Source organism: Vogesella urethralis (assembly GCF_007644045.2).
Classification (GTDB): Bacteria; Pseudomonadota; Gammaproteobacteria; order Burkholderiales; family Chromobacteriaceae; genus Vogesella; species Vogesella urethralis.
The window spans coordinates 1-14,688 of sequence record NZ_VMDW02000099.1; the positions used below are offsets into that span (position 1 = coordinate 1).

At 65.4% G+C, this 14,688-nt stretch carries 14 protein-coding genes; 4 read left to right on the top strand and 10 right to left on the bottom strand.

Translation table 11 applies throughout. From position 1 onward, the window contains the following. Positions 1-202: 202 nt before the first annotated feature. The 3 genes from FLQ03_RS19455 to FLQ03_RS12645 form a co-directional block, all read right to left on the bottom strand. Positions 203-1,237 (bottom strand): carbonic anhydrase, encoded by a 1,035-nt coding sequence (locus FLQ03_RS19455; RefSeq protein WP_240802273.1) that lies wholly within the window; start codon positions 1,235-1,237, stop codon positions 203-205. Between the two features lie 72 nt (positions 1,238-1,309). Further along, positions 1,310-2,188, bottom strand: coding sequence for a DMT family transporter (locus FLQ03_RS12640; RefSeq protein WP_170252410.1), 879 nt, complete (start codon positions 2,186-2,188; stop codon positions 1,310-1,312). A 114-nt stretch (positions 2,189-2,302) separates the two neighbouring features. Then, positions 2,303-3,910: a methyl-accepting chemotaxis protein gene (locus FLQ03_RS12645; RefSeq protein WP_144370534.1), complete on the bottom strand. Its 1,608-nt coding sequence runs from the start codon at positions 3,908-3,910 to the stop codon at positions 2,303-2,305. A 183-nt stretch (positions 3,911-4,093) separates the two neighbouring features. Between FLQ03_RS12645 and FLQ03_RS12650 the strand changes: the two genes are divergently transcribed. Beyond that, positions 4,094-5,185, top strand: coding sequence for an NAD(P)/FAD-dependent oxidoreductase (locus FLQ03_RS12650; protein ID WP_144370535.1), 1,092 nt, complete (start codon positions 4,094-4,096; stop codon positions 5,183-5,185). Here FLQ03_RS12650 and FLQ03_RS12655 read toward each other — a convergent pair. Genes FLQ03_RS12655 through FLQ03_RS12665 form a run of 3 tightly spaced genes read right to left on the bottom strand, consistent with a single transcriptional unit; the run spans position 5,174 to position 7,308 of the window. Further along, positions 5,174-5,722 carry a hypothetical protein gene (locus FLQ03_RS12655; RefSeq protein WP_144370536.1) on the bottom strand — a complete coding sequence of 183 codons (549 nt, stop codon included), beginning with the start codon at positions 5,720-5,722 and terminating at the stop codon, positions 5,174-5,176. The two genes, FLQ03_RS12650 and FLQ03_RS12655, sit on opposite strands and share 12 nt — an antisense overlap. A 13-nt stretch (positions 5,723-5,735) precedes the next feature. After that, on the bottom strand, positions 5,736-6,497 hold the full coding sequence (locus FLQ03_RS12660; RefSeq protein WP_170252411.1) for a substrate-binding periplasmic protein: 762 nt from the start codon (positions 6,495-6,497) through the stop codon (positions 5,736-5,738). A gap of 10 nt (positions 6,498-6,507) precedes the next feature. Then, positions 6,508-7,308, bottom strand: a complete 801-nt coding sequence (locus FLQ03_RS12665; RefSeq protein ID WP_144370538.1) for an MOSC domain-containing protein — start codon at positions 7,306-7,308, stop codon at positions 6,508-6,510. 214 nt (positions 7,309-7,522) lie between these two features. Here FLQ03_RS12665 and FLQ03_RS19600 point away from each other — a divergent pair, with 214 nt between their 5' ends. Then, positions 7,523-8,839, top strand: coding sequence for a methyl-accepting chemotaxis protein (locus tag FLQ03_RS19600; RefSeq protein WP_144370539.1), 1,317 nt, complete (start codon positions 7,523-7,525; stop codon positions 8,837-8,839). 93 nt (positions 8,840-8,932) lie between these two features. Here FLQ03_RS19600 and FLQ03_RS12675 read toward each other — a convergent pair whose 3' ends face one another. Further along, positions 8,933-9,901 carry a bile acid:sodium symporter family protein gene (locus FLQ03_RS12675; RefSeq protein ID WP_144370540.1) on the bottom strand — a complete coding sequence of 323 codons (969 nt, stop codon included), beginning with the start codon at positions 9,899-9,901 and terminating at the stop codon, positions 8,933-8,935. Positions 9,902-10,002: 101 nt separating this feature from the next. Here FLQ03_RS12675 and FLQ03_RS12680 point away from each other — a divergent pair, with 101 nt between their 5' ends. Next, the gene (locus FLQ03_RS12680; protein ID WP_144370541.1) at positions 10,003-10,908 is read left to right on the top strand and encodes a LysR family transcriptional regulator; all 906 of its coding nucleotides are present in this window, start codon (positions 10,003-10,005) and stop codon (positions 10,906-10,908) included. 2 nt (positions 10,909-10,910) lie between these two features. On the opposite strand, the gene FLQ03_RS12685 is transcribed toward FLQ03_RS12680, so the two are convergent. Next, complete coding sequence (locus FLQ03_RS12685; protein WP_144370542.1) at positions 10,911-11,867, bottom strand: questin oxidase family protein; 957 nt, start codon at positions 11,865-11,867, stop codon at positions 10,911-10,913. Positions 11,868-12,020: 153 nt separating this feature from the next. Then, the gene (locus FLQ03_RS12690) at positions 12,021-12,821 is read right to left on the bottom strand and encodes an AraC family transcriptional regulator (RefSeq protein WP_144370543.1); all 801 of its coding nucleotides are present in this window, start codon (positions 12,819-12,821) and stop codon (positions 12,021-12,023) included. A 93-nt stretch (positions 12,822-12,914) separates the two neighbouring features. On the opposite strand from FLQ03_RS12690, the gene FLQ03_RS12695 reads away from it, so the two are divergent. Next, a complete protein-coding gene (locus FLQ03_RS12695) occupies positions 12,915-14,132 on the top strand; it encodes an MFS transporter (protein ID WP_144370544.1) in 1,218 nt (405 codons plus the stop codon). Between the two features lie 64 nt (positions 14,133-14,196). Here FLQ03_RS12695 and FLQ03_RS12700 read toward each other — a convergent pair whose 3' ends face one another. Continuing rightward, positions 14,197-14,550 carry a YgiW/YdeI family stress tolerance OB fold protein gene (locus FLQ03_RS12700; RefSeq protein WP_206210972.1) on the bottom strand — a complete coding sequence of 118 codons (354 nt, stop codon included), beginning with the start codon at positions 14,548-14,550 and terminating at the stop codon, positions 14,197-14,199. Between the last annotated feature and the right edge of the window lie 138 nt (positions 14,551-14,688).

Here is a 14,688-nt window from a genome sequence, read left to right on the forward strand (position 1 = left end):
TTGGTTTGTTTAAAGAGCGGTGCTGACTTCGTTTCGTTTGCGTCGTCAGCTGAGGAGGCGAACTATACCCACCCCGCCCTGGGCCGTCAACACTTTCTGCGAGAAAAATCACAAATACTTGCATTTATTTTATAAGTATATGATTTATATGGATGTAAAAAAGCCGCCCATTCGGGCGGCTTGCTAGGGGTAGCCGTTATGGCTAGTGGCCACCGGCCGGCGCCGCGCTCATACCGGTTGCAGCATTAAAGAAATTACCGGCTTTGGTGAGAGCTGCCAGCTTGGCCGGGTCGGTTTCACCATTGATATTGGTGATGATCAGCTTGCCCTTGCCTTGCTTGAAGTCGTTACGGAAGTCGTAGAAGGCGCCGATGACGGCCAGCTTGCCGGATTCGACTTCACCACCGAACTTGAGCATGGCAGCGTCTACTTGGTTATTCACGTTCATCAGCGCCCCTTCGTTGACGTTGATGCCTTTGGGGATGTTGATAGTGAGCAGCTCTTTCTGGATCGGGCGTTCCAGTTTGCTGAAGTCACCACTGGCGGCAGCCACGGCACCGCATACGGCATGACCGACAAACATCAGTAACGGCGTGTTGAGGTGGCGCACGCCGTACTCGACCGAACCTTCCGAGGTGGCCAGCTGGTTGCCGATATTGCGCACCATGAACAGGTCGTTGACGGCGTCGCCGTGGAAGGCGTTGCTCTGCACGCGCGAGTCGGCACACGTCACCACCGTGGCGCGCGGTGTCTGCTTGCTGGCGAACTTGTCGAAGTAGGCGCTGTTATTGCGCTTCATATAGTTGCTGTTGGCCGCCAGCATGGCTTTGACCAGGCCTTGGACCTTGCCGATTTCACTACCGTGATCATGATCATCATGGCCGGCACTGCTGCCGTGTGCTGCCGCCGGCTTGTGCTTGGCCGCGGTGCCGTGGGCGCTGGCCTTGCGCGGTGCGGCATGACTACTGGCTACGTGTACCGGTGTGGCCGGTTTGATGCTGGGCTTGCGCAGTGGGTGGATGGAGGGTTGCAGGGTTTCAGTATGCGCAGCCTGTGCTTTGGCTGTGGGTGCAGCCTCGCCATGTGCGGCAGGTGCCGCACTGGCGGCCGGCGCGGCGGCGGGCTTGTGGGCGGCAGCCGGTGCGGCTGGCGCGTGTGCCTCGTTGGCGGCCACATGGGTAGCCAGCATGCCCAGCATGGCGGCCAGCAGCGTGTTGGCCATCCGTTTGTATTTCATATGCGCCCCTTGGTAATTGATGCAGTCTTTTGACAGTATCGTCCGCCAATCGGAAAACTCAATTGCGACGTATCAGTTGCTGCTGCTTTTCCGGCGCCACTGGCTGAGCAATACGCCGCCCAGCACCAGCACGCTGGCGGCGGTCTGGGTGGCATTCAGGCGTTCGTCCAGTAACAGCCAGGCGAGTAACAGCGTAAACAGCGGGATCAGGTTGATGAAAGCGCCAGCCAGTGCCACCGGTACCTTGCCTACCGCCCAGGTATACATGCCGTAGGCGCCCAGCGTGATGCAGGCCCCGAGGTACACCACCCACAGTACGGCGTCGAGCGGGAAATGCTGCGGCCAACTGGCCCACGGCGTCAGCAGCGCCGCGCCAAACCAGACGCTGCCCATCAGCGTCTGGGTGGCGGTAATGACCAGCGCCGAATAGCGGCTGGACAGTTTCTTGGCGATCAGTACGTAGCCGGTGGCGCACACCATGGCCAGGAATTCCAGCAGGTTGCCCAACGCCGGGTTGGGGGCACTGGCGTCGGCCTGGCTGCCGCCGGTCAACAGCAGTACGCCGCCCAGCGACACGCCCAAGCCCAGCCACACGGTGCGCGGTTGGCGGTCGCGCAGCAGGAAATGCGCGCCGACGGCCACCAGCAACGGTAATGTGGCGGTGATCATGCCGGCTTGCGACGCACTGGTATACAGCAACGCCTGCGCCTCGAACAGGAAGTACAGGCATGGCTCGCACAGCCCCATCAGTAGCAGCCAGCGCCAGTCACCGGCCTGGTAACGCCAACGTTGGCCGCGGCGCAGCAGCCAGGGCAGCAGGCAGACGCTGGCGATGATCATGCGGCAGAACAGTACGAACAAGGGGTCGAAGACGGCAAACACCGTCTTCAGCGCGATGAAGGAGCTGGACCACAGCAGCATGGCTGCGGTGAGGGCGATATAGGGCAACATGGTGACGCCTGGCATGCACGGAGCAGACGAGTGTGACGCAGCGGCATGCCGCCGTCAAAATGACCGCGGCCAACCCGCCGGGGTTGGCCGCAAGGTGGTACCGCGGTAGCGGTGCTACAGCTTGTAGGCCGATACCGTCTGCTGCATGGCCGCCGCCAGTTCGCGCAGGCGCCCGGCCTGGGCCGACGCCTCGCTGGCAGCCATCGCGTTATCGTTGGCCATGCTGGCCACGGTTTCCACCTGGTGGGCGATGCCGTCGGTGGCGGCCCCTTGCTCGCGAATGGCCAGCGTGATTTCACCGACCAGCTCGCAGCTCTGAGACGCGCTGCCCACGATGTCGCCCATCACTTCGCTGGCGCGGCCGGCTTCGGTGACGCCGCTTTCTACCCGCTCCACCGCCGCCTGCATGCGCGCGACGGCGCTACCGGAAACACTCTGGATGGCGCTGACGCTGGCCGCAATTTCCTGGGTAGACAGCGCGGTGCGCTCGGCCAGCTTGCGTACTTCGTCGGCTACCACGGCAAAACCGCGCCCCATCTCGCCGGCACGGGCCGCCTCGATGGCCGCATTCAGCGCCAGCAGATTGGTCTGGTCGGCCACATCGCGGATCACCGACACCACGCTGGCGATGTCGCGGCTGCGCTCGTCCAGCTGCGCCATATTGCCGGACGCCTCGCCTACGGTAGTGGAAATGGCATGAATGCTGGCCACGGTATTGTCGATCACCTGGCGGCCACCGCTGGCGCTGTTACCGGCGGTGCGCACCAGCTGGTCAGCTTCCTGGGCGCGATCGCCAACATGGTTGATGCTGACTGTAATCTGCTCCAGTGCTGCCGCCATCGCCGCCGCCGATTCCGACTGCGCATCGGAACCGTGCGCCACCTTTTGCGCCGCCCCGGCCACCGCTTCAGAGGCGGTATTGATCTGGCGGGCATCGTCCATGATGCGGGTGAGGCTGCCACGCAAGCTGTCGATCAGCTGGTTGAGCGCGGTCAGCATCTGCGCGATCTCATCGCTGCCACGCGCGTCGGCACGGCGGGTGAAATCCAGATGAGTCGCAATATCCTGCATCAGCTGGCGCGCCCCGCCCAAACCACGGTCTACCTGGCGGTAGACGGTAAAACCGATGGCCCCCACCAGCAGCGTACCCAGCAGGGTGAGACCGAGGGTGATCCCCAGCGACTGGCGCTGGATGGCGGCCGAGCTGACCTTGTTGTTTTCCACATAGGTATTGTTGTACTTGGCGTGCTTGTCCAGCGCGCTCACCGCGTCGTTGATGGCGCCCAGGTTGCGTTCGTACAGCTGGCGCGCCTCTTCGGTACGGCGCTGGCGCGACAGGTCGAGGATGTTGCCGTAGAAGCTCCATACCCGCTGCAGCTTCTGGCGTTCATCATCGAGCAGGCGCTGGTCTTCCGGGTCGGCCACCAGTGCCTCGTAGGCTTTCAGGGACGCGTCGACCAGTTTGCGCTGTTCGGCCATCTCGCTTTCCAGCGCCTGCATGCGGCTGCCGTCGGCATTGATCACGTGCAACAAGACCAGGCCGTTGTAATCGAGGAAGTTGCCACGTGCGTCGGCCAACAGCTGGATACTGGCTATGGTGGTCTCGGAGTCATCCAGCAGCGCCTGGAAGCGTTTGAGCTGCCAGGTCGCCCCACCGCCGAGCACCAGCATGCCGATGACGGTGATCAACACCAGCAACCCCAGTTTATGTACGATTTTCATGGCACCCCCTATTCATTTTGCTTATCAATACTATGGGTTAATCTATAAGCAGTATGCGCCTTTTTGCTGAAGACTCCATTAAATGCCCGTGCTTAACGCCAGCTAGCCAAAACGCCTGTCGCGTTCCGGCTGCAAACGGCAGGTCGGCCTGCCACCCGCCCACGCTGCAACAGCACAACCACTATGGATAGTGTAGACACTGTCGTCATCGGCGCCGGCGTCGTCGGCCTGGCTTGCGCCCGGGCGCTGGCAGAAGCCGGCCGCGACGTGATGCTGGTGGAGCAGGAAACCGCCATCGGCCAGCACACCAGCAGCCGCAACAGCGAAGTCATCCACGCCGGCCTGTACTACGCCCCCGGCAGCCTGAAAGCACGGCTATGCGTGGCCGGGCGCGAGCAGCTGTACCGCTACTGTGCCGAGCGCAACGTGCCGCACCGGCGCATCGGCAAGCTGCTGGTGGCGGTGGACGCCGCCGACGCCGACAGGTTGGCCGCACTGCAGCGCCACGCCGCCGGTAACGGCGTGGCACTACCCTGGCTGGACCAGGCTGCGCTGCGCGAACGCGAGCCAGCGCTGCAGGCACACGCCGCGTTGCTATCGCCGGAGACCGGCATTGTTGATAGCCACGCGCTGATGCTGGCGCTGCTGGCCGACGCCGAACAGGCCGGAGCCCAGCTGGCGCTGGCGTCGCCGGTGCAGGCGGGCCGGGTGTGCGCCGACGGCATCGTGCTGCAGCTGGCCGACGGCTACGAGCTGCGGGCACAACGGGTGGTCAACGCCGCCGGCTTGTGGGCACCCGCGCTGGCTACCGCGCTGCACGGCGTTCCACGTGAAACCGTCCCCGCCCCCTACTTCGCCCGTGGCGTGTACTTTGCGCTGCAAGGGCGCTGCCCGTTCTCGCAGCTGATCTACCCGTTGCCGGAAGCCGGTGGCCTGGGCACACACCTGACGCTGGACCTGGGCGGCCAGGCGCGCTTTGGCCCGGATGTAGAATGGATAGACGGGGTGAATTACACGGTGGACGCTGGCCGCGCCGAACGCTTTTATCGCAGCATCCGCCGCTGGTGGCCGGCACTGGCAGACGGTGCACTGGCGCCCACCTACAGCGGCGTACGGCCAAAGATCGTGCCGCCAGGCACGCCGGATGGCGACTTTATCGTGCAGGGGCCGGCACAACACGGTGTACCGGGGCTGGTGAATCTGTACGGCATCGAATCGCCGGGGCTGACCGCCAGCCTGGCGCTGGCCGACCAGGTGGCGGCCTTACTGGCCTGAGGCCAGCAGCGCCACGGCCCGCAGGATGCGTTGCCGGATCAGGCCGCTGACCGGGCGGATCAGGTACCAGTACGGGGCAAAACGGCGGTAACTGGCGCGGTCCGGGCAATGCACGCGGGTGGTGGTTTGTAGCAGGCATGTGCCGTCGCTCTGCGGCTGGATGCGGAAGGCCAGCACCAAGCGCGGCACCTGCTGCAGGCTGGCAAAGTGGCCGGCATCGCGTATCGGCTGCAAGCCGTAGTCGCTACGCCAGAAGGCACCGGCCAGCCCCCACACTACCTCGTGCCCGTCCTGGGCCAGCAGGGTGAACTCGTGCAGGCCAAACGGCGGTTTGTGCGGCAACGCGTTGCCATGGCCCAGGCGTGCGGCCAACCTGCCGGGCAGCTCGCGCAGGTAGATGAAGCGGCTCACCCACGGGTCTTGCCATTGCGGCAGCCGGGCCAGTGCGGCGCGCAGCTTGGCCGCATCGGCGTTGACCTGGCGCTGGTGCTGCTCGGCAAACTGGTACTGCGGCAATAGCGCGTCGATCAGGCCCATGGCGATGGCAGGCTCAAGGTTGTGGTTCAGCGTCGTACTGGCGGAAGATGGCGTTGTAGCGGCCGTCGTTTTTCATCTCGCGAATGCGGTAATCGATACGCTGGCGCAGTGCCGGGTCGCGCCACAGCACGGTTGCCTCGCGCGGCGGCAAGATGGCAAACACGTCTACCGGCTGACGCGCGTCAACCTGCGGGTCGTTGCGCAAGCGCTTGCGGTACCAATCGGCCACCAGGCGGTCGGCCAGAATCACATCGACACGGCCGGCGTACAGGCTTTTCACCTGCTGGCGCTGGTCGCCGGTTTCGGTATAACGCCCCTGGGCGACGGCGGCGACCACGTCGAAACTGTCGGGCAGATCGTTCTGCGCACCGTCCCAAGCCAGGATGTCCAGCCCGATCAGGTCGGCCGCCTGCTCTAGCTTCAGGTGACGGCGTTGCAGGGCCAGGGCCAGGTTATCGAACGAGTGCAAGGGCCGGCTCAGCGAGCCCGGCAGATTCTCGCGCTTTTGCGTGCTGGCAGAAATGTCGTACAGCGCGTCCACCTCGTTGCGGCGATACAGCGCAATACGGCGCGCGTACGGGTAGAACACCGGCTGCAGCGCCAGGCCCTCGGCCTGCAGCGCTTCGCGCAGCAGCGTGACCGCAATACCGGGGCGGCTATCGGCGCTTACCCACGGCGGGCTGTGCTCGATGAAGGCAATACGGATCACCCCGCCGGCGTGGGCCGGCAGCAGCGACGACAGCAGGCACAGGCCCAGCCAGACAAACTTGCGCAATACCATGTTCCTAATCGAAGGCCAGACGGCTTTCCAGTACTTCCACCTCGTCACCCACCCGCAGCACGCCGCTGTTGCGCGCCACCAGGTTGACCCCGAAACAAACCCCCTCTTCCAGCCGGCGGTAGCCGATCAGCGTGGCCAGCGGCTGCTTGTCGGGGTGGGGCACGGCGCTGTCCGGGTCGATGGTGGTGAAGATGCAGCGCGTACAGCGGCTGGCTACCTCGAACTCCACCTCGCCGATGCGGATGCGTTGCCATTCGTCTTCCTCAAAGGCAAACGCATCGTCCACCACCAGGTTGGGACGGAACTGGCGCATGGAAACCGGCGCGGCCAACCTTTGGTTCAAATCATCCAGCGACGCCTGGCTGATCAGCAAAAACGGCGCGCCGTCGGCAAACGACAGCGGCGTTTCGCCGTCCTTGTAACGGCGCGTGGTCTGCCCCAGCCACAGCAGCTGTACCGGCTCGCCCAGCCACTGGCTGAACCAGGCGTCGGCGGCATCGTCACCGCTCAGTGCGGTGAATTCGCTCTTCCATACCTGGGCACGATGCGGCTGCTGAAAACGGGCGGTATCGGTAGCCAGCAGCGCTTGGCCAGGCGCGCTGAACTGCCAGCCGCCCTCGCCGCTGCCCGCCGCTTCCACCTGCACCAGGCGCGGGTGGGTACGCGCGGTGATCTGGCTACCGTCGGGGCGTACCACCAGCCAGACGCGGTCGTCGGCCAGGCCTTGCAAGGTCACGCTGGCCTCGGCCACGGCTTGGCCGCGACAGGATTTCAACGGATGAATGAACAGCTGCGTCAGCGCCATGAACATGCCCCAGAAAATGACGCCTTAGGCTAGCGCCCGGCTGCTGTTTTAGCAATGCAAAAAGGCGTCATCCGGCGTGCTATGCGCGATGAATTTTTATTGAAACATTACAAAGTGCTTATATGTTGCGATTGCATTGATAACGTTCATTGCCTTAAATAAACCACAACAATACCCAGACGCCGGCCCTCCGGCAGTAAGGACGGCTCACCCCATGTTCAATCGTCACCTGAAACAGGAAATCGCCGAGTTGCGCAGCCAACTCGCCAGCCTCACCGCACTCGACAACGCCCTCAACCGCTCCAATGCCGTCATCCGCTTCGATACCGAAGGCAATGTGGTTTGGGCCAACGACAACTTCCTGCGCACCATGGGCTACCAGACGCTGGCGCAGATCGCCGGCAAACCGCACAGCCAGTTCTGCGATGCCGCCACCCGCAGCAGCAGTGACTACCACCAGTTCTGGGCGCGCCTGAAGCGCGGCGAGTACTTCAGCGGCCACGTCCGCCGCGTCAACGCCACCGGCCAGACCGTGTGGCTGGAAGCCACCTATAACCCGCTGCTGGACGACAGCGGCCAGGTTAGCGGCTTCGTCAAGTTTGCGTCCGATATCAGCGCCAGCGTGCAGCAGGCACAGCGCGACGAAGCGGTGCTGCAGGCGCTGGACCGCGCCATGGCCATCATCGAATTCGACGTCGACGGCCGCGTGCTGGACGCCAACGCCAACTTCCTGCACACCATGGGTTACCGCCTGGACGAGATTCGCGGCCAGCACCACCGCCAGTTTTGCGACAGCAGCTACGCCGCCAGCAGCGATTACGAAGCGCTGTGGCGCACGCTGCGCCAAGGCCAGTTTTTCAGCGGCCGCGTGCAACGGGTGAACAAGCAAGGGCAGCCGGTATGGCTGAACGCCAACTACACGCCGATCATGGACGAGGCGGGCAAGGTGGTGCGGGTGATCAAGTTTGCCAACGACATCACCGAGCGCATCCAGCAGCAGCAGCGCGAATACGATAGCGCGATGTTTGCCTATCACACCTCGCAGCAGGCACGCAGCCAGGCCGACGAAGGCGTGCAGTACATCCGCGACAGCGTGGCCGACATCCGCGCCATGGCCGGTAGTATCGATACCGCCAGCACCAACATCCGCCAGCTGGGCGAACGCTCGCAGGCGATCAGCTCCATCGTGCAGACCATCCATGACATTGCCGACCAGACCAACCTGCTGGCGCTGAACGCTGCCATCGAAGCAGCCCGGGCCGGCGAAAGCGGCCGCGGCTTTGCCGTGGTGGCCGACGAAGTCCGCAAGCTGTCGGAGCGCACCTCGGTGTCCACCACCGAGATCACCCAGATGGTGAACGACATCCAGCAGCAGACCGCGACAGCGGTGGACAATATGGCGCAGATCCTGGCTCAGGCCCACGACAGCGTGGACAAAACCCAGCACGCCGGCGAACGCATCGACCAGATTCGCGCCGGCGCGGAACAAGTGGTGCAGGCGATCGAGCAACTGACCGCCGGCAAACACTGACGCATCAGAAACCGCGTTACCCTGCCCTGCCAACCAAGGCCTGTTTGCCGTGCAAACAGGCCTTGCTGTTCATCACGCCGCCACGCAGCGGGCTCAGCCCCGCTTGCCCGCTGCGGCCAACCTTTGCGCCAGCACCGCGCACACCATCAACTGCAGCTGGTGGAACAGCATCAAGGGCAGCACGATGGCCCCCATCGGCTGGCCGGCAAACAGCACCTTGGCCATCGGCACGCCGCTGGCCAGGCTTTTCTTGGAACCGCAAAACAGCAAGGTAATGCGGTCTTCGCGGTTAAAGCCCAGCTGCCGCCCCAGCAGCGTTGTCAGCAACAGCAGCAGCGCCAGCAACAGGGTGCAGGTCAGCAGCAAGCCACCCAGCGCCGGCAGCGGCAGGCTGTGCCACAGGCCGTTGATCACCGCCGCGCTGAACGCGGTGTACACCACCAGCAGGATGGAGCCTTGGTCCACCGCGCGCAGCAGCGGCTTGTGGCGCTCTACCCAGCCACCCAGCCACGGCCGCAGCACCTGGCCGGCGATGAAGGGCAGCAGCAGCTGGTACACGATGCCGCTGGCCGAGCCGGCGTGCATGCCGCCCTCGCCCTGCACCAGCAACCAGCCTACCAGCAACGGCGTCAGCGCGATGCCGGCCAGATTGGACGCCGTCGCGCTGCAGATGGCGGCCGGCACATTGCCGCCGGCCACCGACACGAAGGCAATCGACGACTGCACGGTAGACGGCAACAGGCACAGGTACAGCACGCCCAGCGCCAGCGCCGGCGTGGTCAGCGTCTGCAACAGCGGCTGCAACACCAGCCCCAGCAGCGGAAACAGCACAAAGGTGGCGGCCAGCACGCACAGGTGCAGGCGCCAGTGCGTCATGCCGGCCACCACCGCCTGCCGCGACAGCTTGGCGCCGTGCAGGAAAAACAGCACGGCGATGGCCAGCTGGGTCAGGTGCTCCAGCCAGACGGCGATCTGGCCCTGGCACGGCAGCAGGCTGGCCAGGGCAACGCTGGCCAGCAGGCCAAGGGTGAAATTGTCGGGCAGGAAGCGCGGGCGCGGCACGGCGGTTTCTCCAATGGGAAGACGAATACGGCCGTACACGGTAGCGGCGGCAGCGCCTATACTGCAAATTCATTTATCTCATTGATTGATAAAAAATTGCCATGAATATCACGCTACGCCAGTTGCGCGCCTTTCTGGCCGTCAGCCAGCACGGCGGCTTTGCCCGCGCTGGCGAACACGTTGGCCTCACCCAGCCCGCCATCAGCCGCCGCATCCGCGAGCTGGAAGACAACCTGGGCGTGCGCCTGCTGGACCGCACCACGCGCGAGGTGGTGCTCACCGCCACCGGCCAACGCCTGGCCGGCGAGCTGGAACGGGTGCTGGAAACGCTGGACACGCTGCTGGCCGAAACCCGCCAGGCCGGCGAGCAGGCGCGCGGCACCGTGCGCGTGGCCAGCAGCCCCACGCTGTCGGCCAGCCTGATGCCGGCGTGCCTGGCCGACTGCGGCCAACAGTACCCGCAGGTACGGCTACAGATCGTGGACCAGGTGCAGCGGCTGAACCTGGACAGCGTACAAAGCGGTGAGGTGGACTTCGGCTTGGTGGTAGACCCGCAATCGCCGCCCGGCCTCGACGGCATCAGCGTCGGCAGCGACCCCTTTGTGCTGGTGCTACCGGCCAACCACCCGCTGGCAGCGCAAGACAGCGTGGGCTGGGCCCAGTTGGCCGCGCAGCCGCTGGTACTGCTGGACGGCAACTCCGGCAGCCGGGCGCTGATCGACCAGGCGCTGGCGCAGCACGGCGTTTGCGGCGAGGTCGTGCAATCGCTGGGGCACTCCACCGCCGTGTTCCGTGTGGTAGAGGCTGGCATCGGCATCAGCGTGTCGCCACGGCTGGCCTTGCCGCTGCCGGCCGGCAGCACGCTGGTGGTACGCCCGCTGCTGCCGGAAGTGCGGCGCCAGGTCATGCTGGTACGCCGCAGCGGGCGTTCGCTGTCGCCGGTGGCAGAAAGAGTGTGGCAGTTGATGCAGGCCACGCTGGGCGGGCTGCTCAGCGACAACGGCTGAGCTCAAGTCACCAGCTGCTGCGCCATGCCCAGCCAGCGCGGGTCGTCGTCCTGTGCGGCCAACTGCAGCACGCTGAACAGCAGCTTGCAGTCGTGGTCGTCCGCCGGTAGCGGCCAGGAACGTGCCGGGTTGGCGAGCGGCGCCGGTGGCGACGCCAGCGCCGGCTGGCCCAGCCGCAACCACAGCGCCAGCGTGGCCGCCTGCAACTGGCTGGCGGTAGCTGCAGGCACCTCGGTCAGGCCCAGCGCCCGTGCCACACTCAACGCCGCCTGCCAGCCGGTAACCAGATGCAGCGCGTCAAAATCGCGGCTGGCCAGATACAAACGCGCCGCCCGCCAGCGCGCCGCCGGGCCGCTTTCCTGCGGCCACACCGCCGGCAGCTGGCCGCTGGCCTGCAGCTGCTGCAAGACGTCCACGATATCGTCGCCGATCAGGCGGTAGCGGTTAGCCAAGGGCTGCCAGCCGGCCAGCTGCTGGTACAGCGCCGCCAGCGTGGTACACGCCGCAGCGGGGCCGGTGAGCGCCGGGGCGGGCCGCGCACAGGCGAGGCCGTAGGCCAGCGCCGCTACCGTTTCGTCGTGCTGGCCAGCGCGCAAGGCATACGCCAGCCGGATCACGCCATGAAAACTGCCGCCCAGCGGCTGCGCCAACACCGCGTGCATGGCCTGCGGCCAACTATCGGGCTGGGCGGCCAAGTAACGACGCAATGCCGCTTCGGCGTCGGCGTCGCCCACGCCTTCCTGCCAGTGGCCGATCGGGCGCCAGTCGTCGTGCAGCGTTGCCAGCCGTGGCAAACCGGCCTGCAGGCAAGCCTGCAGCGTGTCGGCGTCGGCCCCCAGCGCCGCGCGGGCGTGCAGCACCATCGGCAGGTGATTGCTCAGGCCCTGATGGTGGCTGCCGGCGTAGGGCAGCAGGCAGGACAGCATGCGAGGCAACAGGGACAGCGCGGGCGGGGTCATGGCGGCACCATTAAGTAAACAAATTTATTTACATAATAATGTAATTCCCGACTGAATCAGTCAACAATTTTATCCCCAACCCCGTGCAGCGCCTGCCCGGCTGCGGCCCCGCTTGTGGATAAGTTGGCCGCCCTGCCCTGCTGGCTGACCAGCTCAGATTTCGCTATCAGCCGGCAGCGGGTTGGCAAAAAACGCGCTGGGCGCCACACCAAACTGGCGGCGGAACATGGCGGTAAAGGCGCTGGGGCTGGCATAGCCGGCAGACAGCGCCACGTCCAGCACACGGGCGCCGGTGGCCAGCTGCGCCAGCGCGTGCATCAGCCGGGCCTGGCGCCGCCAGGCGCCGAAGTTCATGCCGGTTGCGCGCTGGAAGCGGCGCTGCAGCGTACGCACGTCCACCCCCAGCCAGGCCGCCCAGTGTTCGCTGCTGCGTTCGGCGTCCGGCTGCGCCTGCAGCTGGCGGCACAGCGGCGCCAGCAAGTCGTCGTCCGGCGTGGGCAGCGCCAGCGGTAGCGTTTCCAGCACTTCGCACTCCTCCAGCAGCAAGGCCAGCAGGCGCGCAGCGCGGGTATCGGGCAGCACCGGCGGCGGGATGCGCACGGCGGCCAGCAGCAGCTCGCGCCACAACGGCGTCACCGCCAGCACGCAACATTGCTGCGGCATGCCGGCCAGCGCGTGCGGCTGCACGTACACGCTGCGCACTTGCGCCGGGCTGAGCATGTGCACCTCGTGCCAGTGGCCGGGCGGAATGTAGATGGCGCGGCTGGGCGGCACGATCCACTGCCCGCGCGGGGTGAGGATGCGCATCACGCCGGCAATGCCGTACAGCAGCTGGGCCGTGCTGTGGGTGTGGCGCACGGTGGCGTAGCCGGCCGGGTAGTCCTGGGTTTTGCCTATCATCAGCGTGGCGCTGGTGAGCAGCGGCGGGTTGATGTCTTCGACCGGGGCGTCCATGCCGTTTTCTCGATAGTTGATGCCCGTACGCAGCAGGACAGGCAGGAGCAGCCATTCTAGGATGGGCTACCTTCCCCCCACAAGGAACCTGTGATGAACACCGCAACCTCCGCCGCCCCGGCTGCGGCCAACCCTGCCGCCCCCGGCGCGCAACCGCACTGGCGCGTGATCGGCGCCGTCAGCGTGGCACACTTCCTCAACGACCTGATGCAGTCGCTGATCCTGGCCATGTACCCGCTGCTGAAGGGCAATTACGCGCTGAGCTTTGCCCAGATCGGCCTGCTGACCCTGGTGTACCAGTGCACCGCCTCGCTGCTGCAGCCGATGGTAGGCATCGTCACCGACCGCCGCCCGCAACCCTACGCCATGATGCTGGGCATGCTGTCCACGCTGGCCGGCCTGCTACTGCTATCGCAAGCCACCCAGTACGGCTGGCTGCTGCTGGCCGCCGCGCTGGTGGGCACCGGCTCGTCCATTTTCCACCCCGAATCGTCGCGCGTGGTGCGGCTGGCGTCGGCCGGGCACAAGGGCCTGGCGCAGTCGCTGTTCCAGGTAGGCGGCAACGGCGGCACCGCCACCGGCCCGCTACTGGCCATGCTGCTGATCCTGCCGTACGGCCAGGGCAGCCTGGCGTGGGTGGCGCTGCTGACGCTGGTGGCCATGCTGGTGCTGTGGCAGGTGGGTAACTGGTACCGCGCCCAACTGGCGCACGCGGCGCAGCGCAAGGCCAGCGTGGCGGCCAACCCGCTATCGCCGGCCGACACCCGCAAAACGCTGGCGGTACTGATGGCGCTGGTGGTGACCAAGTACACCTATATGGCCAGCCTGCACAGCTACTTCACCTTTTACCTGATCGAGCGCTTTGCGCTGCCCACCGCCACCGCGCAGCTGTACCTGTTTGCCTTCCTGCTGGCCGTGGCCGGCGGCACCTTGCTGGGCGGGCCGCTGGGCGACCGCATCGGCCGCCGCCGCGTGATCTGGTTTTCCATCTTCGGCAGCGCACCGTTTGCGCTGGCGCTGCCGCACGTGGGCCTGGCTGCCACGCTGGCGCTGGTGGTGGTGATCGGACTGATTTTGTCGTCGGCGTTCTCGGCCATTCTGGTGTACGCGCAGGAGCTGCTGCCGCAAAAGGTGGGCACCATCTCCGGCCTGTTCTTTGGCCTGGCGTTTGGCGTAGCCGGGCTGGCCGCCGCCGCTCTGGGCCAGCTGGCCGACCACGCCGGCATCCAGACCGTTTACCAGTGGTGCGCGTGGCTGCCGCTGGCCGGCATTATCGCCGCGCTGCTGCCGGAGCTGCGCAAGGCCCGCTAAACGCCGGTGATAAAAAAACGTTGGCCGCAGCAAGGGCGGCCAACGTTGACGCGGCAAGGAGGGCTTACTTCAACACTTCTACCAGTTTGACGTCGATTTCCGGGCTTTCCAGAAAGTCTTTTTCCAGCTCGCCATGAATGCGTACCCGCGTTTTTTCGCTAATCGGCTGACGCGGGAATACAGCACTGTCGATCTCGACGCGGATTTGCTGCTTGCCATCGGAGAACAGGTATTTGTCGGCAGTAAGCTGGCGCACGATAAAGCCGGTGATATCCACCACAGCGTCGTCCTTGGCCGCCGCCACTGCGGCAACCGACTGTACTGGCGCTTGGGCACCCGGGCCACTGTATTGCGCATGCACTGGCAAGGCCAACAGCAGTAGCGGCCAGGCCAGGTGGAAACGCGGTTTCATACTCATCTTTTTACCTTTCAGAAGCGTACACACATCACTGCCTTCTGGACGCCAGCCTTGCCGGCTTGGTTCCCGGCGCCAGCGCCGCAACAGCTGTTAACACAAGCACACATACTGCTCATGAAGTCTGCTGGTTGCCGGCGT